Below are 17,925 nucleotides of genomic sequence, written 5' to 3' on the forward strand. Positions count from 1 at the left end.
GCGGCCCGAGAAGTCATGATCAATGTCCTGGACCTGTTCCGGCTGGACGGCCGGGTCGCCGTCGTCACCGGCGCGAGCTCCGGTCTCGGCGCCGGGTTCGCCCGCGCGCTCGGCCAGGCCGGCGCCGACGTCGTCCTCGCCGCCCGCCGCGCCGACCGACTCGACAAGATCACCGAGGAGGTGCGGGCGACGGGACGTCGAGCTCTCACCGTCGCCACCGACGTCAGCGATCCCGACCAGTGCACCGCCCTCGCCGAGGCGGCCGTCGCCGAGTTCGGCCGGATCGACATCCTGGTCAACAACGCCGGCATCGGCACCGCGGTGCCCGCCCTGCGCGAGAAGCCCGACGAGTTCCGCCAGGTCATCGACGTCAACCTCAACGGCGCCTACTGGGCCGCGCAGGCGTGCGCCCGGGTCATGGGGCCAGGTTCGAGCATCATCAACATCTCCAGCGTCCTCGGGCTCGTCAAGTCCTATGCCCCGCAGGCCGCCTACGCCGCCAGCAAGGCCGGGCTGATCGGCCTGACCCGCGACCTGGCGCAGCAGTGGTCCGGCCGCAAGGGAATCCGGGTCAACGCCATCGCGCCCGGCTACTTCGCCAGCGAGATGACCGCCGAGATCCCGAAGGACCAGCTGATGACGTTCATCGCCAACACCAGCCCGCTGGGCCGGCTCGGCGAGCAGCACGAACTCGACGCCGCCGTCGTGTTCCTCGCCGGAGATGGCGCCTCCTTCATCACCGGCACGACCCTCGCCGTCGACGGGGGCATGAGCGGGCACTGACCACCGCCGCGTTCCGGCCGATGACCGCGGTCAGCTCGCGTCGGCTGGCTTGTTGACGAACCAGACGAGTTTCTCGGCGAGCTTTTCGCTCTTCCAGCCGTCTGGGGTGCGGACGAAGTCGTGGAAGTAGTAGCCGCCGCAGTAGCTCGGCTCGGCGAAGCCCGGCAGCTGCATCGGGTTGTAGAACTGGGCGATCACGCTGGCGCGGTCGCCATCGAGGTCGATCTCCACGTTGGTGATGTAGTGGATCTTCCACGGCATCTGGCCGAGACCCTGCTCGAGCCAGGTCGCCATCTCGTCGCGCTTGCCGACGGGCAGCTGCGTCGACGTCGACGTGTAGTCAATGACCGCCTCGGGGGTGAACACCGACTTCCACAGGTCGAAGTCGTTCGTGTCCACGCCGCGGGCATACCGTGCCAGCTGTTCCTGGATCTCCAACTTGTCGGCGAGCGCCTGCAGGTCCATTGATGCTCCCATCACATTTCCAAACCGGCCGCCGGAGGCGCGAGGAAGAGAATTTTCGCGCCTCCTTCGGCCCTCCCAGCTAACCGGTCAGCTGACCGGTCAGGTCAGCTGACCGTCAGGCCGTTGTCGACGGCGTAGACGGCACCGGTGATCGACTTCGCCTCACCCGACGCGAGGAACGCGAACAGCGCCGCTATCTCCTCGGGCATGGCGATGCCGCGGTAGCCAGCCATCCGGTGCCTGAGGTCCGAGTCCTGGTCCTCGGGGAATGTCACGGTCCTGGCGATGTTGGTCAGGGTGCCGGCCGGCGCGATCGCGTTCACCCGCAGCGGCGTCTTGATGAACTCCACCGCGAGCGACTTCGTCAGCTGGACAATGCCGCCTTTGCTAGCCGCGTAGGCGGCCGAGTAGGGAACGCCCTGAATCCCGGCGTTGGACGCGATGTTGATGATCGTACCGCCGGCCGCCAGCAGGTGCGGAATCGCGGCCTGGGACAGGAAGAACGGCCCGTCGAGGTTCACCGCCATCGTCCGCCGGTACTGCTCAACCGTCGTATCGGTGGTGTGCGCCGGGCGGTAGATCCCGGCGACGTTGCCCAGCACGTCGAGGCGCCCGAACTCGGACACGGCCGCCGCCACCGCCTCGGCGCACCCGGTCGGGTCGGCGACGTCGACGACCCGGACCGACACCGTCCCGCTCGCCAGCGCCTTGGTCTCGGCCAGTGAGCCCTCGTCGATGTCCACCGCGAGCACCGACGCGCCCTCGCTGGCCAGCCGTATGGTGATCGAACGGCCCATGCCGGACCCGGCACCGGTGATGAGCGCCGCTTTGCCGTCAAATCGTCCCGTCATGGCTGTGTTCTACCTCACGGCGGTGAGGGGCGCACCCGTTGGCGAAGTTTGACGTCGAAGTCGAGAATTCGCGAACCTGTGGTCGAGGCATGCAAACGATGCTGGTCAGGACCCTGGTGGCCCGACGAGCGGATCGAGGTAATGGACCATGTTGCTGGAGCTGGCCCCTGATCAGGAGGTCCTCCGGGAGGCGACCGCGCGGTTCCTCGCGGACCGGGTGCCCCCAGAGGTGATCCGCCGCCTGCGCGAGGACCCCGCCGGCTTCTCGCCGGACTACTGGAGCGCCGGCGCGGAGCTCGGCTGGACCTCCCTGCTCGTCAGCGAGGAGCACGGCGGCGGCTCGATCAGCGGCGGCCCGCTCGTCGACCTGTCCATCCTCGCCCACGAGTTCGGCGCCCGCGCCGTCCCCGGCCCGCTCGCGTCGGCGAACGTCGTCGCGTTCGCGCTGTCCACCTGGGGCGGCGAGGCCCATGCGGCGACCCTCGAAGCGGTGCTGTCCGGCGAGTCGCTCGCCACCTGCGCGCTCGGCGAGCCGGCGACGCCGGGTGAGCCGGCCGGCGTGACGGTCCAGGTCCGCGCCGACGGCGGCGACGTCGTCCTCGACGGGACCGCCCGCCCGGTCGAGTCGGCCGCGCAGGCCGCCCACCTCCTCGTCACCGCGGCCGTCGCCGGCACCGCCGGCTTCGCGCAGCTGCTGGTCCCGACCACGGCCGCAGGGGTGACCATCACGCCGATGCGCACCGTCGACCTCACACGGCGGTTCTTCGCCGTCCAGCTCGACGGCGTGCGGCTGCCCGCCGAGGCGGCCGTCGGCGAGTTCGGCGACGCCGGTGAGCAGGTGGAGCGCCAGCTGCAGGTCGCGCTCGCGCTCGGCTGCGCGGAGACCGTCGGCGCGATGCAGACCGCGTTCGACCTGACCGTGAAGTGGGCGTTCGAGCGCTACTCCTTCGGCCGGCCGCTCGCGTCCTACCAGGAGCTCAAGCACCGGTTCGCGGACATGAAGACCTGGCTGGAGGCGTCGCACGCCATCACCGACAAGGCGGTGGCCGCGGTCGACGCCGGCGCCCCCGAGGCGGCGGAGCTGGTCAGCGCCGCGAAGGCCTACATCGGCGACTACGGCACGGAACTCGCGCAGGACTGCGTCCAGATTCATGGCGGCATCGGCGTGACCTTCGAGCACGACATGCACTTCTTCCTGCGCCGGGTCACCCTCAACCGAGCGCTGTATGGCACCCCCGCCAGCCACCGGGCCCGCGTCACCGGCATCTTCGAGAACCTCAAGGAGCAGGCGTGAGCACCGGAGCCCAGGAGAGCGTCGAGGAGTTCCAGGCCAGGGCGCGCGTCTGGATCCGCGCCAACCTGCGTCCACTGGAGGCGCACGAGGAGGTCGGCATCATGCGGCCGACCCGGACCGACGAGCAGGAGCTGGCCGCGGTCGCCCGCGACCGCGAGATCCAACGGATGCTCTTCGACGCCGGGTTCGCCGGCATCTGCTTCCCGCGCGAGTACGGCGGGCAGGGCCTCACCCCAGCGCACCAGCGGGCGTTCAACGAGGAGATCTCGGGCTACGAGTACCCGCAGCGCCTGCAGGTGCCGACGCTCACGCCGTGCGCCGCGGTGCTGCTCGAGTTCGGCACCGAGGAGCAGAAGCTCGCCCACATCCCAGCCATCCTCAAGGGCGAGGAGATCTGGATGCAGTTCCTGTCCGAGCCGTCCAGCGGCTCGGACGTCGCCGCCGCACTCACCTCTGCGGTACGCGACGGCGACCAGTGGGTGCTCAACGGCTCCAAGATCTGGACGACCGGCGCCTGGTGGTCCGACTGGGGGCTGTGCCTGGCGCGGACCAACTGGGACGTCCCGAAGCACCGCGGCCTCACAGTCTTCATCCTGCCGATCGCGGCGGCGGGCGTCGACGTGCAGCGCATCGAGATGCTCAACGGGATCATGGAGTTCTGTCAGGAGTTCCTGACCGACGTCCGCGTCCCCGACTCCGACCGGGTCGGCGAGGTCGACGACGGCTGGACGGTCGGCACCCGCTGGATGTTCCACGAGCGGATGAGCAGCAGCTCCCCGTACGTGACCAGTCCCGGTACGAGCTCGCATCACCGGATCGGGCCCGACTGGCTGCTCGACATCGCCCGCGACACCGGGCGGCTCGACGACCCGCTGGTGCGCGACCTGATCGGCGAGGGCCGGGTGCTCGACCTGGTCCAGGGCGCCCTGCAATCGCGGCTCGCCCTCGGCATGACGACCGGCAGGCTGTCCGACCAGTCGGCCGCGATCGGCCGGCTCTACAGCGGCGTCGCGGCGACCCGGCTCACCACGATCGCGTTCGACATCGCCGACGGCGCGGGCGCGGCCTGGGCGGAGGGTGACGGCGCGGCGGCCGACGTCGGCGCGGACTTCCTGATGCGCCAGACGGCCACGATCGGCGGCGGCACCACCGAGATGGCCCGCAACGTCATCAGCGAGCGGGTTCTCGGCATGCCCCGCGAGGCCGCGCTCGACCGGGGCCTCGCGTTCCGCGACGTCCCCCGCGGCGCCCGCAACAGCTGAGACGGGGCGAGGCGGGGGCGCGAAACGCCCCCGCCCGTCAGCGGCTCCCAGCTACTTCCCAGTCAGTCGATCGCGGGGACCGCTGCGACACGCTCGGTGACCGTCAGCTCGGACGCGACCCGCGGCGCGGGCATGGCCGGGACGGCAGGCACAGCCGCAGCGGGGGCGGCGTTCGCGGTCCTGCGCGGGAGGGCGAGGGCGATGAGGCAGCTCGCCAGCGCCGCGCCGCCGCCCACCAGCAGGCCGACCCGCAGACCGCTCTCCGACGGGACGACCGCCGAGCCGACCGTGGTCGTCATGCTCGACATCAAAGTGCCGAGCACCGCGCTGGCAACCGACGTGCCGATCGATCGCATCAGGGTGTTCAGACCGTTGGCGGCCGCGCCCTCCTCGGCCGGCACCGCCCGCATGATCAGAGTGGGCATCGCCGCGTACGCGAGGCCGACACCGGCGCTGATCACCGCGCAGAACGCGAGCACGCCGCCGGGGCTGCCCATCAGCGGGAGCGCGAGGACGTATCCGCCGGCCACGACGACCGCGCCGCCGGCCAGCGCGACCCGCGGGCCGCGCCCGGCGATCAGTCGGCCGGCGAACGGCGAGACGATCATCATCGCGAGCCCCGCCGGCGCCATCCACAGGCCGGTGCCGAGCAGCGACTGCCCGAGGCCGTAGCCCGTGGCCTTCGGCAGCTGCATCAGCTGCGGGGCGATCAGCGACTGCGCGTACATCCCGAAGCCCAGCGCCACGGAGGCGATGTTGGTGAGCAGCACGGGGCGCCGGCTCATCGTGCGCAGGTCGATCAGCGGGCTGTCGATGCGCAGCTCGAACGCGCCCCAGGCGACGAGGACGGCGACGCCACCGCCGAGCAGGCCCAGCGTCGTGGTGCTCGCCCAGCCCCAGTCGCCGCCCTTCGAGACGGCGAGCAGCACGCCGACCAGCCCGATCGACAGCAGGACCGTGCCCGGCACATCGAACCCGCCGACGCCGCGCACCGGCGACTCGGGGACCAGGACGGCGACGAGGGCGCCCAGCAGCAGGCCGATCGCGGCGGAGCCCCAGAACAGCACGTGCCAGTCGGCGTTCTGGGCGACCACCGCGCCGATCGGCAGGCCGAGCGCGCCGCCGACGCCGAGCGAGGAGCTCATGATCGCCATCGCGGAGACCATCCGCTTGGGCGGCAGCAGGTCGCGCAGGATGCTCACGCCGAGCGGGATGGTGGCGAAACCGACGCCCTGCAGCCCGCGGCCCACGACCATCGGCACGATCGACGAGCTCAGCGCGCAGATCAGCGCGCCCACGGTCTGGGTGCCCAGGGCGACCAGCAACAGCCGCCGCTTGCCGAACAGGTCGCCGAGGCGCCCGAACAGCGGGTTGGCGACCGCCCCGACGAGCAGGGTGGCGGTGATCGCCCAGAAGGCGTTGGAGGACGAGGTGTGCAGCAGCGTGGGCAGCTTCGGGATCAACGGCACCATCAGCGTCTGCATCAGCGACATCGCGGTGCCCGCGGCCGCGAGGACCGCGATGAGGGTGTTCGCCCGTGCCGACCGGCCCGCGACGCTGGCCGGGGCAGGGGCGGCGGTGGCCTTGCTGGCGCTCATGAGTTCTCCCAGCTGACGCTGCACCCAGGATATGTAGGGTGCATATCATGTGTATCACGCACATCCAGGAATCCAAAGCGCCACCGGCCGCGACATGAGGTGACTTCGCCCACCCGACGTGCCAGAATTCGATTCTGATGACGCAGAACGCAGATCGCCTCCTGGCGGCGACGCCGGGTAGCCCGCCTCCCGAGGCACCGGGCGGCACGTCCTCAGCGGCACCGGACACCCAGCCTCAGCCGGCCGGTGACGTCGCCGCGCGCACGGCGGCACGCACGCTCGCCGCGCGCACCGCCGGCTACACCAACGAGGTGCGTCGGCTGCTCGACGCCGGCCTCGAGGTGATCCGGCGCAACGGCATCTCATCACGCCCCCGGGTCGCCGACATCGTCGCCGAGGCCGGGCTGTCCAACGACGCGTTCTACCGCCACTTCCCGTCCAAGGACGCGCTGGTCACCGCGCTGATCGAGGACGGGAGCGAGCGGCTGGCAAGCTACGCCGCCCACCAGATGAGCAAGGAGCCGACGCCCGCGGGCCAGGTGCGTCGCTGGGTGGAGGCCGTGCTCGGGCAGGCCAGGGGCGAGGTGGCCGCGTCGACGCTGGCCGTGATGTGGAACGGGAGCAGCACCAGGAACGCCACTCCCGGCCTCCACCCGGCCGCCGGGTCGATGTCGGTGCTGCTGTGCGCGCCGTTCACCGCGCTGGGCAGCGAGCACCCCGAGCCGGACGCGACGCTGGCCGCGTACGCCGTCTTCGGCGCGTTGTCGGACTTCCTGTGGCGACGGACCGAGCCCAGCGACGCCGAGATCGATCAGGTCACCGCTTTCTGCCTGCGGGCGGCCCAACCACCGATTCCCCAGCCCAGTCAGGGAGCACGCCCATGAAGGCTGTCCGTTCGGCGGACGGCGCCGTGTCCGTCACCGACGTCGACCTACCGCCAGGTGAGGGCGACGAGCTGCTGACGATGAGGTCCGCGAGCATCTGCAGCTCGGACCTCATGTACATCAGGTACGGCCTGAGCCAGGTCGTCGGCCACGAGCTCGCCGGAGTCCGCGCCGACGGCACGCCGGTCATCGTCGAGGCGGTGTTCGGCTGCGGCACGTGCGACCAGTGCCAGATCGGCCGGTACAACCTCTGCCCAGTCCATTTCACCCGCGCCCTCGGTGCCAACGCCGACGGCGGCATGGCCGAGCAGTTCCGCGCCCCGAGCCCCCGGCTCGTGCCGGTTCCCGACGGACTCGCCGTCACGGACGCGTCCCTCGCCGAGCCGGCCGCCGTCTCCTGGCACGCGCTGCGCCTGGCCGGCACCGGCAAGGACACCACCGTGGCGGTCGTCGGCGCGGGCGCCCTCGGCCTGCTGGCCGTCGCCGGCGCCCGCCGGCTCGGCGCCTCCGAGGTCGCGCTCGACGCGCGCCACCGCCACCAGGTCGAGGCGGGCGAGCGCCTGGGTGCGCGGATCGGCGCGGACGGCCGCTACGACGTCGTCGTCGACGCCGCCGGCACCAAGGAGAGCCTCGCCCGCGCGATCGACCTCGTCGGCCCGCGCGGGACCGTGGTCTCGGTCGCGGTCCACCAGGGCCCGGTCGAGATCAACTGGAGCGCCCTGTTCCACCTGGAGGCCCGCGTCATCCCGTCCATCGGGTACTGCACGCACGACGACGGCGCGGGCGGTAGCGTGACCGAGCTGGCGGAGGCCGCGGCGATGCTGGCGGAGAACCCCGAAATCCCCAAGACGCTGATCACGCACCGGTTCCCGCTCGAGGACGCCGCCGAGGCGTTCCGGGTGGCGGGCGACAAGACGACCGGTGCTATCCGAGTGGTGGTGGAGCTGTGACGACGCTACGGCCCGAGGACCAGTTCCACACCGGGGTCATCGTCGAGGACTTCGAGGGCACCCTCGACCGGCTGACGGAGCTGTTCGGCTTCGAGTGGTGCGACGAGCTGGTGAGCGACGTGGCGGTGCGGATCATGACTCCGGACGGCCCGGTGGACACCACCATCACGACGCGGTTCTCCTACTCGGTGAACGAGCCCCGCCTCGAGGTCATCCGGCCCATTCCCGGAACCGTCTGGGTGCCCGCCGACTCGGGCGTGCACCACCTCGGCTACTGGTCGGACGACGTGCCGGCCGACTCGGCGGCGCTCGCCGCGCTCGGCATGCCGCTGGAGGTCGCCGGCATCGGCCCGGACGGGCAGCCCTACTGGACGTACCACCGGGGCTCCGACGGTCCGCGGATCGAGCTGGTGAGCCGGAGCATCAAGCCGGGGCTGGAGCAGTACTGGGCGAACAGCCGGCGTCCGGCGTGAGCCTGGCGGCGCCCACCGAGCTGGTCGAGCTGACCGGCGGCAAGGGGGTCATGCTCGCCTCGCCGGTGCCGGCCGACGTCGCGGCCGTCGGCTACGTCGAGCACGAGCTCGCCGCGGCCGGGACGGCGACCGCCTACCGCGCCGTAGGCGAGCTTGCGGCCGACGGCCGCTGGGCGTTCGAGCCCGCCGGCACGGCGCCGTACCGCACCCGGGTCGTCGTGCGCCGCCCGGTCACGGCCGAGCGCTTCAGCGGCACCGCGGTCGTCGAGTGGCTCAACGTCAGCTCCGGCCACGACGCCGACGTCATCTGGGCGAACAACCACGAGGAGATCACCCGCCGCGGCCATGCCTGGGTCGGCGTGTCGGCCCAGCTCATCGGCGTCGCCGGCGGCCCGGTGCTCGCCTCGACCATCGAGGGCTCCGACGCGCCGGGGCTCGTGGGCTCCGACCCGGAGCGTTACGGCTCGCTCGCCCACCCCGGCGACGGGTTCGCGTTCGACCTGTTCACCCAGGCGGCCCGCGCGGTCCGCGACGGGACGCTGCTCGGCGGGCTCGTACCGCGGCTCGTGCTCGCCGCCGGCCAGTCCCAGTCCGCCTACGCGATGGTCACCTACGTCAACGGGGTCGAGCCGCTCGTCCACGGGCTGTTCGACGGCTACCTGCTGCACAGCCGGGGGCTGGGTGCGCTGAACCTCGCCGCGCCTGGCCAGCCGGCGGCCCTCCAGGCGCTGGTCGCGACCAGCCCGGTGCTCGTCCGGGAGGACACCGCCGCCCCCGTGCTCATCCTCCAGGCCGAGGGCGACCTGAACCAGGTGCTGCACTCCCTCGGCTCCCGCCAGGACGACCTCGAGCGTGTCCGCACGTGGGAGGTCGCCGGCGCCGCCCACGCCGACCAGCACACCGTCGGCCCGTTCGCCGACCTGCTCGGCTGCGGCGTCGACGTCAACAACGCCCCGATGCACGTCGTCGTCAAGGCCGCGCTGCGCGCGCTGGAGACCTGGGCGCGCGGCGGCACCCCGCCGGCCGCCTCGCCGCGGATAGCGACCGCGGGCGGCGAGATCGTCCGCGACGGCGACGGCATCGCGCTCGGCGGGATCCGCACGCCACCGGTCGACGTGCCGGTCGACGTGCTGTCCGGCATCCCCGGCCCGAACCCGTCAATGATCTGCCAGCTGTTCGGCTCGACGATCGCGCTGCCGGCCGCGCGGGTCGCCGAGCTCTACCCGTCGCGCGCGCAGTACGTGGCGCGTTACGCCGCCGCCGTCGACCGGCTCCTCGCCGAGGGCTTCGCCCTCGCCGAGGACCGCGAGGTCCTCCTCGCCTACGCCCAACCCGACCGGATCTCGTAGCCGCGGGCTTTCAGGCCCCGTCGAGCGAGGAGTGATCCGCGCATGAGCACATCAGCCCAGCCGAACGGCCGCGCGATGACCGGCCCGGCGTCGCCCACCGGCCCGGCTCTCTCGACGCCGCCGCCACGGCCCGGGCTGGTACGCCGGACGACGACGCACGACTCGCTGCGGCCCTCCGGGCTCTCCGGGCCGGTGACGCTCGACGCGCGCGGCCGGGACGTGCGCGTCGAGGCCGACGGTGCCCTGACCGTCCTGGACGCGGCCCGCCTCGACGCCGAGATCGCTTTTCCCCGCCGGGAGGTCACCCGGATCGGCACCGACCCGGACGAGCCCCGGCTCGCGGCGCTCGTCGGCGTCCGGGCGGCGTCGGGCTTCCGGCAGGCGGTCTACGCCGCCCTGCCGGGCGGGCGCGCGAGCCACTCGGTCCGGTTCCAACTGCTCGACGACCTGCCGACGGCGGTGCTGGTCAGCGGCTACGCCACCCAGTGGGTGGCGCCCGGGCCCTTCCCGCAGTGGCGTCAGGGAACGGCCTCGCAGTACCCGGACCTGTGCGCCGGCTGGGTCACCGACGGCACGATCATCCGCGGGATCGAGGCCACCGGGCGGGTGCCGGCCCCGTTCGGCCCGCCGGTGCCGCCGATCGAGGGCGACGACCCGGACGGCTGGCACGAGGTGGCGCCGCTGCCGGCGCACGGGATGCGCCGGCGCCGCCGGCTCGACGTCTGGCGCGCGGGCGCCGAGGCGCGGGTCGAGTGCTTCTTCCGCGACAGCCACGTCGACCCGGACGGCGTCGAGACCGCGGTGCACGAGTACACCGTCCACGCCACGCTCGACCCGGCGACGACGACGTTCACGGCGTGCACGGCGGAGTTCGGCGCACTGCCGTGGCCGGAGTGCCCCCTCGCGCTGGCCAGCGCGGGCCGCCTGGTGGGACAGCGCCCGGACGGGCTGCGCCGCGAGGTGCGGGACACCTTCACCGGGGTCACGACGTGCACGCACCTCAACGACACCCTGCGCTCGCTCGAGGATGTCGGCGCGCTACTCGCCCGCCTACCGGGCTGAGGCGGCCCGCCCCGGGCATGGCCGAGGATCTTCACTCCGACAAGCGTTCCGAAGATCCAAACTTGTGTTCGGCATTGCCAGAATCGTATTCTGCCGAGGACGACCAGGAAGGACGCAGCGATGGCGTGGGACTTCGAGACTGATCCCGAGTACCAGAAGAAGCTGGACTGGGCGAACGAGTTCGTCCGCAGCGAGGTCGAGCCGCTCGACCTCGCGTTCCCGGACCTGCAGTTCGTCCCGCTGGCCGAGAAGCGCCGGGCGCTCATCGACCCGCTCAAGCAGCAAGTCCGCGACCAGGGCCTGTGGGCGACCCACCTGAGCCCCGAGCTCGGCGGCCAGGGCTTCGGCCAGCAGAAGCTGGGGCTGCTCAACGAGATCCTCGGCCGCTCCTCCTGGGCGCCGATCGTCTTCGGCTGCCAGGCGCCGGACACCGGCAATGCCGAGATCATCGCTCACTACGGCACGCCGGAGCAGAAGGAGAAGTACCTCCAGCCACTGCTCGACGGCGAGATGTTCTCCAGCTACTCGATGACCGAGCCGCAGGGCGGCGCGGACCCGACGCAGTTCACCTGTAGCGCCCACAAGGAGGGCGACGAGTGGATCATCAACGGGTGGAAGTACTTCTCGTCGAACGCCAAGACCGCGAGCTTCTTCATCGTCATGGTGGTCACGAACCCCGACGTGAGCGCATACCGCGGCATGTCGATGTTCCTGGTGCCGACCGACACGCCGGGCATCAACATCGTCCGTAACGTCGGCCTGTTCGGCGAGCCCCTGAACGAGGGCTTCCACGCGCTGATCCACTACGAGGACGTGCGGGTGCCGGAGTCGGCGCTGCTCGGCGGCGAGGGCCAGGCGTTCGCCATCGCCCAGACCCGGCTCGGCGGTGGGCGCATCCACCACGCGATGCGCACCATCGGCCAGGCGCAGCGGCTGCTGGACATGACCTGCGAGCGGGCGCTGTCACGCTCCACCGCGGGCAGCAAGCTCGCGGACAAGCAGTTCGTCCAGGGCTTCGTCGCCGACTCGTACGCGCAGCTGCTGCAGTTCCGGCTGCTCGTCATGTACGTCGCCTGGGAGATCGACAAATACCAGGACTACAAGCGCGTCCGCAAGGACATCGCCACCGCGAAGATCGTGATGCCGACCATCCTGCACGACATCGCGTGGCGGGCGATGCAGGTCCACGGCGCGCTCGGCACGACGAACGAGATGCCGTTCTTCAGGTACATCCACGGCGCCGCCGTGATGGGCCTCGCCGACGGGCCGACCGAGGTCCACAAGATGACCGTCGCCAAGCAGGTCCTGCGCGACTACAAGCCGGCCGACGGCATGTGGCCGACCGAGTGGATTCCGGGCAAGCTGGACGCCGCCCGGGCCAAGTACGCCGAGTTTCTTGAGCACGAGGTGGGAAACCTGTGAGTGGCGAACCCGAAACGACGCTGGACTTCACGCGGCTCGCCGCCTGGATGGACGCCCAGGGGCTGCCCGGCGCGGGCGCCCCGCTGGAGCACAAGTTCCTCTCCGGCGGCACGCAGAACGAGATCTACCTGCTGACCCGCGGCGACGCCCAGTGCGTCATCCGGATCCCACCGGCCAAGGCGCCTGCTGACCGCGACAACGGCATCCTGCGCGAGTGGCGGATCATCGAGGCGCTCGACGGCACCGACGTGCCGCACACGGCCGCCGTCGCGGTCTGCACGGACCACTCGGTGCTCGGCCGCACCTTCTACCTCATGGGCTTCGTCGACGGCTGGTCGCCGATGAACATGAAGGACCGCAAGTGGCCCGAGCCGTTCAACAGCGACCTCGAGCTGCGCAAGGGACTGGGCTACCAGCTGGCCGAGGGCATCGCGCTGCTGTCGAAGGTCGACTGGCAGGCCAAGGGCCTGGCGGACCTGGGCCGTCCGGACGGCTTCCACGAGCGCCAGGTCGACCGCTGGCTGAGCTTCTTCCAGAAGGTCAAGGGCCGCGAGCTCGAGGGCATGGACGTCGTCACCGAGTGGCTGCGCAACCACCGCCCGCTCGACTACATCCCCGGGCTGATGCACGGCGACTACCAGTTCGCCAACGTCATGTTCGAGAACGCGGTGCCGGCGAAGCTCGCCGCGCTCGTCGACTGGGAGATGGGCACCGTCGGCGACCCCAAGCTCGACCTGGCCTGGATGGTCATGAACTGGCCCGAGGACACCATGGCCGAGGAGGCGGCGAAATCCAGCTACGTCAACCTGTACGGCATGCCGAGCCGCAGCCAGGTCGTCGAGCACTACGCCAAGGTCTCCGGCCGGCAGGTCGACGACCTCGACTACTACCTGGTCCTGGCCCGATGGAAGATCGCCATCGTCCTGGAGCGCGGGTTCCAGCGGGCCGGCGACGACCCGAAGCTGCTCGCCTTCGGCCCGGTCATCGAGCAGTCCATGAAGGCCGCGGCCGAGTTCACCTCGACCACCGACTACAGCTACTCGGGGCGCTGACATGCTGGCGGCGGTGTGTGCGGAGTACGGCGGGCCGGAGGTCATCGAGGTCAAGGAGATCGACACTCCGCCGGTCGGGCCTGACCAGGTCCGGGTCGGCGTGCGGGCGGCGGCGGTCAACTTCCCCGACGTGCTCGTCGTCGCGAACACCTACCAGGTGAAGGCGCCCGTGCCGTTCGTGCCTGGCAGCGAGTTCGCCGGTGTCGTCGAGGAGGTGGGCGAGGGTGTCACCGGCCTCGCCCCCGGCGACCGGGTGGCGGGGACGGTGTTCGTCGGCGCCTTCGCCGAGCAGGTCGTGTGCCGCCCCGAGTCGTTGCGTCCCATACCGGACGGGGTGGACGACCGGTCGGCCGCGGCGTTCGTCGTCGCGCACCGCACGTCCTACCACGTGCTGCGCTCGATGGCCCGGGTCGAGCCGGGTGACCGGGTGGTGGTGCTCGGCGCGGGTGGCGGCGTCGGCCTCGCGGCCGTCCAGCTCGCCGTCGCGCTGGGCGCCGAGGTGACCGCGGTGGCGAACTCGTCGGACAAGCTCCAGGTCGCCGCGGCGAACGGCGCGACGACGCTCATCGACAACGCGGCCGAGGACCTGCGCAAGGCGCTGAAGGTGGCGCACCCCGACGGTGTCGACGTCGTCGTCGACATGGTCGGCGGGGATCTCTCGGAGGCGGCGCTGCGGGCGCTGCGCTTCGACGGGCGCTTCGTGACCGTCGGGTACGCCTCCGGGACCATCCCGCGGATCCCGCTGAACCTGGTGCTGCTCAAGGGCGCGCACATCATGGGTTTCCAGATGCGCGACTTCGCCACCCACCGGCCGGACGAGCTGGCCCGCGACGACCGGGAGCTCACGGAGCTGCTCGCCTCGGGGAAGGTACGTCCGCACATCGGCGCGGTGTTCGCGCTCGACGACACGGCCGGCGCGCTGCGTCACGTCGCCGACGGCAAGGCGATCGGCAAGGTCGTCCTCGACGTCGCGCCCTGAACGACGCCCGTCGCGGTCAGGCCGGCCTTTGTTGACGTTGCGGTCCGGACCGTTTCCTCGATGCCAGGCCCAGTGACATCGGGCATATATTCATTATGCGGGCGACTGCCCGTGACGGGATGGGGGCGCCCGGCATTCGCCGGGCGCCCCTTTCTGCTGCCAGGCAGTGTGGTCGATAGCATTGGCGCCGATATCGATGCCAAAAGGAGACCCGGGGCCGCGGCAGAACGTTGCCGCGCTCTTCGCCATGACACGTGGAACACCGCGATCGGCGCCGGGCCTCCAAGGTGACGGGCGCGAGGCCCACAAGGCCGGGCGGCCGGCATTCTCGCCAGAGGAGATTTTCCGCAATGTCGTTACCTCTTCGTCGGCGGGCGCTGCGGGCCACCGCGCTGGCGGTCGGCGCCAGCAGCCTGGCCATCGGCCTGGCCGCCTGCGGCGGCTCGGGCGGCAGCACATCCGCCGGCGCGGACTGCAAGACCTCGGTGCCGGGTATCACGCCCACCCAGGTCAAGGCCGGCATGATCTGGAGCGACTCAGGCCCGTCCGCCGCCAGCATGCGCGCCTTCCGGGCAGGCGTGGACGCCCGGTTCGGGAGCGTCAATGAGGAGGAGGGCGGCATCTTCGGCCGCACACTCACCTACGCCTGGCGGGACGACCAGGCGGACCAGGCGCTCAACCTGAGCGGCACCCAGGATCTCGTCAACAACGAGCATGTGTTCGGGATGATCGCGATGCCCAGCGCGAGCGGTGCCGCCTCGGTGGACTGGCTCGGCCAGCAGAAGATCCCGGTGATGGGCCTGGCAAGCGACCCGAGCTGGCTCGGCAAGAACAACATGTTCTCGTGGTTCTACCTGGGCACCGGTTCCGCGACCACCTGGGGCAAGTACATCCACGACCAGGGCGGGACCCGCGTGGGCGTGTTCGTCGTCGGCACGAGCGCGTCCAACAACGACTTCAACCACCAGTACGTGGCGAGCCTGAAGGCCAACGGCATCCAGGTCGTCAGGACGTTCCAGTCCACCAGCGCGGTGACCGACTACCGGAGCGTCGCGCAGCAGATCAAGGCGGACCACATCGACGCCATCGGCGGCGTCCTGCTCCCGGACGCGGCGGCGAGCGTGCTGACCGAGCTTCGCAAGATCGGCGTGACCCTCGGCGGCGGCCTCAAGGTCGCCCTGATGCCGCTGGGCTACGACAGCAGCAGCCTGGCGACGTATGGACAGTCGCTCGCCGGCGTGTCGATCTTCACGGCCATCATGCCCTTCGAGGTCAACACGCCAGGGCAGCGGACGTTCAGGCAGGCGATGAACAACTACTCCCCGGAGGTCCAGCCGCCGACGCAGGACAGCGCGGTCGACGGCTGGCTCTCGGCCGACCTGTTCATCCGCGGCCTGCGCGCCGCCGGTGAGTGTCCGACCAGGGAGTCGTTCATCTCCGGACTGCGCGCCGTGAAGGACTACGACGGCGCCGGAATGACCCCACAGAACACCAACGACCTGTCAACAAACTACCGGGATATCTCGGTCTGCTACTACGCCATCAAGGTCAGCCAGGACGGGAGCAAGTTCGAGGCCGGCAGCCAGCCCGAATGCGGCGCCGCGATCAGCCAGGAGCAGATGAACGCCCTGAACCAGCAGCCCTGATGGGGCCGCCGGACCGGCGCCGATCGGTCACTCCGCGCACTGCGGGCGGGCGGGATCCAGGGAAATTCCGCGTACCGACTCCGAACGACGGCATTTGCCCGTGCTTCGGCCTCATGTGGATTAAGAGTTCACTACTATCGGCCTCACTAGGAAGGGCCAGCCGCGCCCGAACCGACACACCGCCGCGCCGGATCCCCCTCCGTCGGCGCAAGACCGCGGCTGCGTCGGCGTGCGGCCCTCCCCCGCATGGCGGACGCCTGCCCACCCGGGCCGGTATCGCCGCGACACGTCAAAGGAGACGCGGCATGAGGTCGCCAGTTAGAACTCGATTAGTGAGAACGGCGGCGCTCGCGGTGAGCGCCAGCGGTCTGGCCGCATCACTGGTCGCCTGCGGTGACCAGTCGGCCGCGGAGGGAGCGGGAGGGTCCTGCTCGACCACGACGCCCGGCATCACCCCCACCGAGGTCAAGGCCGGGATGGTCTGGAGCGATACCGGGCCGGCGGCGGAAACCATGCGCTCCTTCCGGGCCGGCGTGGACGCCCGCCTCCACGTCGCCAACGAGGAGGACGGCGGCGTCTACGGCCGCAAGATCACCTATGCCTGGCGCGACGACCAGGCAGACCAGCAGCTCAACCTGAGCGCCGTCCAGGAGCTCCTCGACCAGGAGAAGATCTTCGGGCTCATCTACTCCCCCGGCGCCGGCACGCAGTCGGCCAAGCTCCTGCAGGAACGGAACATCCCCGTCACCGGCCTGGGAAGCGACCCGGTCTGGCTGGGGATGAACAACATGTTCTCGTGGGTGTATCTCGGGGRCGGCTCCAGCACAACCTGGGGAAAGTTCGTCCATGACCAGGGCGGCACCCGCGCGGGCGTCTTCGCGATCGACACGAACGCCACGAACGGGGACTTCACCCAGCAGATCGTGGCGAGCCTGAAGGCGAACGACGTCAAGGTCGTCAAGATGTTCTACACCGGTGAGATCACCAGCTGGCAGACCGTCGCCCAGCAGATCAAGGCGAACAACATCGACGCCCTCGCGGGCGTTCTGCTCCCGGACGCGGCCGCCAAGCTGCTCCCCGAGCTCGCCAAGATCGGCATCACCCTCGGCGGCAGCCTCAAGGTTGCCCAGATGCCGCTGGGCTACAGCAACAGCAACCTGACAACATACGGCGCGGCGCTCGCCGGTGCTTCCATCTTCACCGCCATCCAGCCCTTCGAGCTCAACACCGCCGGCCAGCAGAAGTTCAAGCAGGCGATGAGCGACTACGCCCCCGAGATCCAACCGCCGACCCAGGACATGGCCGTCGACGGCTGGATCTCCGCCGACCTGTTCATCCACGGCCTGCAGGCCGCGGGAAAATGCCCCACCAGGGAGTCCTTCATCAGCGGCCTGCGCGCCGTGAAGGACTACGACGGCGCGGGAATGACCCCCGACGCCAGCAACGATCTGTCCACGAACTTCCGCCAGACCTCGACCTGCTACTACGCCATCAAGGTCAGCTCGGACGGCTCCAAGTTCGAGCCGACCAGTACCACGGCCATGTGTGGAAGCGTCATCAGCCCGGAGCAGATGGCCGCCCTGAACCAGCAGCACTGACGGCCGCAGAGGCAACCCGGCTGGCCCTTTGGTGGGGGCTGGCCGGTAAAATTCCGTGTACGGTCTTCGGGACGCCAGCACCTTCCGGCCTCCCGAAGACCTGTCGAGTACCCGCTCACTACTCTTGACGTATACAAGAGGAGAAACCGCCCCGGTCCTGACGCGACGTCGCGTCAGGATCATCGTTTTCGGCGCAGGCAGAGATTGCGTCGATGGGCGACTCTCCCTGGACGGCGGACACCTGACCACCCGGGCAG

Annotated in this window: 16 protein-coding genes; 13 read left to right on the forward strand and 3 right to left on the reverse strand. The window is 70.8% G+C overall.

Going from position 1 to position 17,925, the window contains the following annotated elements; translation table 11 throughout:
• Positions 1-15 precede the first annotated feature (15 nt).
• Entirely contained in the window at positions 16-783 is a 768-nt protein-coding gene (locus BCD48_RS07070; RefSeq protein WP_071047477.1) for an SDR family NAD(P)-dependent oxidoreductase, read from the forward strand.
• Positions 784-813: 30 nt separating this feature from the next.
• Here the strand turns inward: BCD48_RS07070 and BCD48_RS07075 are convergent, their stop codons facing one another.
• Positions 814-1,248 (reverse strand): nuclear transport factor 2 family protein, encoded by a 435-nt coding sequence (locus BCD48_RS07075; protein ID WP_071047478.1) that lies wholly within the window; start codon positions 1,246-1,248, stop codon positions 814-816.
• A gap of 104 nt (positions 1,249-1,352) precedes the next feature.
• Complete coding sequence (locus BCD48_RS07080) at positions 1,353-2,099, reverse strand: SDR family NAD(P)-dependent oxidoreductase (protein ID WP_071047479.1); 747 nt, start codon at positions 2,097-2,099, stop codon at positions 1,353-1,355.
• A 148-nt stretch (positions 2,100-2,247) separates the two neighbouring features.
• Between BCD48_RS07080 and BCD48_RS07085 the strand changes: the two genes are divergently transcribed.
• Together BCD48_RS07085 and BCD48_RS07090 are read left to right on the forward strand one after the other, a co-directional pair.
• Positions 2,248-3,393: an acyl-CoA dehydrogenase family protein gene (locus tag BCD48_RS07085; protein WP_071047480.1), complete on the forward strand. Its 1,146-nt coding sequence runs from the start codon at positions 2,248-2,250 to the stop codon at positions 3,391-3,393.
• Positions 3,390-4,655 (forward strand): acyl-CoA dehydrogenase family protein, encoded by a 1,266-nt coding sequence (locus tag BCD48_RS07090; RefSeq protein WP_071047481.1) that lies wholly within the window; start codon positions 3,390-3,392, stop codon positions 4,653-4,655. Before BCD48_RS07085 ends, BCD48_RS07090 begins: the two co-directional genes overlap by 4 nt.
• 62 nt (positions 4,656-4,717) lie before the next feature.
• On the opposite strand, the gene BCD48_RS07095 is transcribed toward BCD48_RS07090, so the two are convergent.
• Positions 4,718-6,253, reverse strand: coding sequence for an MFS transporter (locus BCD48_RS07095; protein WP_071047482.1), 1,536 nt, complete (start codon positions 6,251-6,253; stop codon positions 4,718-4,720).
• A gap of 137 nt (positions 6,254-6,390) precedes the next feature.
• Here BCD48_RS07095 and BCD48_RS07100 point away from each other — a divergent pair, with 137 nt between their 5' ends.
• From BCD48_RS07100 to BCD48_RS07145, 10 genes are all read left to right on the forward strand, one after another.
• Positions 6,391-7,137 (forward strand): TetR/AcrR family transcriptional regulator, encoded by a 747-nt coding sequence (locus tag BCD48_RS07100; protein ID WP_071047483.1) that lies wholly within the window; start codon positions 6,391-6,393, stop codon positions 7,135-7,137.
• Entirely contained in the window at positions 7,134-8,087 is a 954-nt protein-coding gene (locus BCD48_RS07105; RefSeq protein WP_071047484.1) for a zinc-dependent alcohol dehydrogenase, read from the forward strand. The genes BCD48_RS07100 and BCD48_RS07105 overlap by 4 nt, the downstream gene beginning before the upstream one ends.
• Positions 8,084-8,560, forward strand: coding sequence for a VOC family protein (locus tag BCD48_RS07110; RefSeq protein WP_071047485.1), 477 nt, complete (start codon positions 8,084-8,086; stop codon positions 8,558-8,560). The genes BCD48_RS07105 and BCD48_RS07110 overlap by 4 nt, the downstream gene beginning before the upstream one ends.
• Positions 8,557-9,909 (forward strand): alpha/beta hydrolase domain-containing protein, encoded by a 1,353-nt coding sequence (locus BCD48_RS07115; protein WP_083418276.1) that lies wholly within the window; start codon positions 8,557-8,559, stop codon positions 9,907-9,909. Before BCD48_RS07110 ends, BCD48_RS07115 begins: the two co-directional genes overlap by 4 nt.
• Positions 9,910-9,951: 42 nt before the next feature.
• A complete protein-coding gene (locus tag BCD48_RS07120; protein WP_083418277.1) occupies positions 9,952-10,971 on the forward strand; it encodes a DUF2889 domain-containing protein in 1,020 nt (339 codons plus the stop codon).
• Between the two features lie 120 nt (positions 10,972-11,091).
• Positions 11,092-12,393 (forward strand): acyl-CoA dehydrogenase family protein, encoded by a 1,302-nt coding sequence (locus BCD48_RS07125; RefSeq protein ID WP_071047486.1) that lies wholly within the window; start codon positions 11,092-11,094, stop codon positions 12,391-12,393.
• A gap of 47 nt (positions 12,394-12,440) precedes the next feature.
• Positions 12,441-13,445 (forward strand): phosphotransferase family protein, encoded by a 1,005-nt coding sequence (locus BCD48_RS07130; RefSeq protein WP_071047614.1) that lies wholly within the window; start codon positions 12,441-12,443, stop codon positions 13,443-13,445.
• A gap of 1 nt (position 13,446) precedes the next feature.
• On the forward strand, positions 13,447-14,424 hold the full coding sequence (locus BCD48_RS07135) for an NADPH:quinone oxidoreductase family protein (RefSeq protein ID WP_071047487.1): 978 nt from the start codon (positions 13,447-13,449) through the stop codon (positions 14,422-14,424).
• Between the two features lie 350 nt (positions 14,425-14,774).
• On the forward strand, positions 14,775-16,070 hold the full coding sequence (locus tag BCD48_RS07140) for an ABC transporter substrate-binding protein (protein WP_071047488.1): 1,296 nt from the start codon (positions 14,775-14,777) through the stop codon (positions 16,068-16,070).
• A 305-nt stretch (positions 16,071-16,375) separates the two neighbouring features.
• Positions 16,376-17,668, forward strand: coding sequence for an ABC transporter substrate-binding protein (locus BCD48_RS07145; RefSeq protein WP_071047489.1), 1,293 nt, complete (start codon positions 16,376-16,378; stop codon positions 17,666-17,668).
• Positions 17,669-17,925 lie beyond the last annotated feature (257 nt).

Origin of the sequence: Pseudofrankia coriaricola, from assembly GCF_001854805.1 — a bacterium.
In the GTDB taxonomy this organism is placed as follows: Bacteria; Actinomycetota; Actinomycetes; order Frankiales; family Frankiaceae; genus Pseudofrankia.

Bases quoted from the DNA above. Each gene is read 5' to 3' on its own strand.
- BCD48_RS07070 (WP_071047477.1), top strand. From the start codon at position 16: ATGATCAATGTCCTGGACCTGTTCCGGCTGGACGGCCGGGTCGCCGTC.
- BCD48_RS07075 (WP_071047478.1), bottom strand. From the start codon at position 1,248: ATGGACCTGCAGGCGCTCGCCGACAAGTTGGAGATCCAGGAACAGCTG.
- BCD48_RS07080 (WP_071047479.1), bottom strand. From the start codon at position 2,099: ATGACGGGACGATTTGACGGCAAAGCGGCGCTCATCACCGGTGCCGGG.
- BCD48_RS07085 (WP_071047480.1), top strand. From the start codon at position 2,248: ATGTTGCTGGAGCTGGCCCCTGATCAGGAGGTCCTCCGGGAGGCGACC.
- BCD48_RS07095 (WP_071047482.1), bottom strand. From the start codon at position 6,253: ATGAGCGCCAGCAAGGCCACCGCCGCCCCTGCCCCGGCCAGCGTCGCG.
- BCD48_RS07100 (WP_071047483.1), top strand. From the start codon at position 6,391: ATGACGCAGAACGCAGATCGCCTCCTGGCGGCGACGCCGGGTAGCCCG.
- BCD48_RS07105 (WP_071047484.1), top strand. From the start codon at position 7,134: ATGAAGGCTGTCCGTTCGGCGGACGGCGCCGTGTCCGTCACCGACGTC.
- BCD48_RS07120 (WP_083418277.1), top strand. From the start codon at position 9,952: ATGAGCACATCAGCCCAGCCGAACGGCCGCGCGATGACCGGCCCGGCG.
- BCD48_RS07125 (WP_071047486.1), top strand. From the start codon at position 11,092: ATGGCGTGGGACTTCGAGACTGATCCCGAGTACCAGAAGAAGCTGGAC.
- BCD48_RS07130 (WP_071047614.1), top strand. From the start codon at position 12,441: ATGGACGCCCAGGGGCTGCCCGGCGCGGGCGCCCCGCTGGAGCACAAG.
- BCD48_RS07135 (WP_071047487.1), top strand. From the start codon at position 13,447: ATGCTGGCGGCGGTGTGTGCGGAGTACGGCGGGCCGGAGGTCATCGAG.
- BCD48_RS07140 (WP_071047488.1), top strand. From the start codon at position 14,775: ATGTCGTTACCTCTTCGTCGGCGGGCGCTGCGGGCCACCGCGCTGGCG.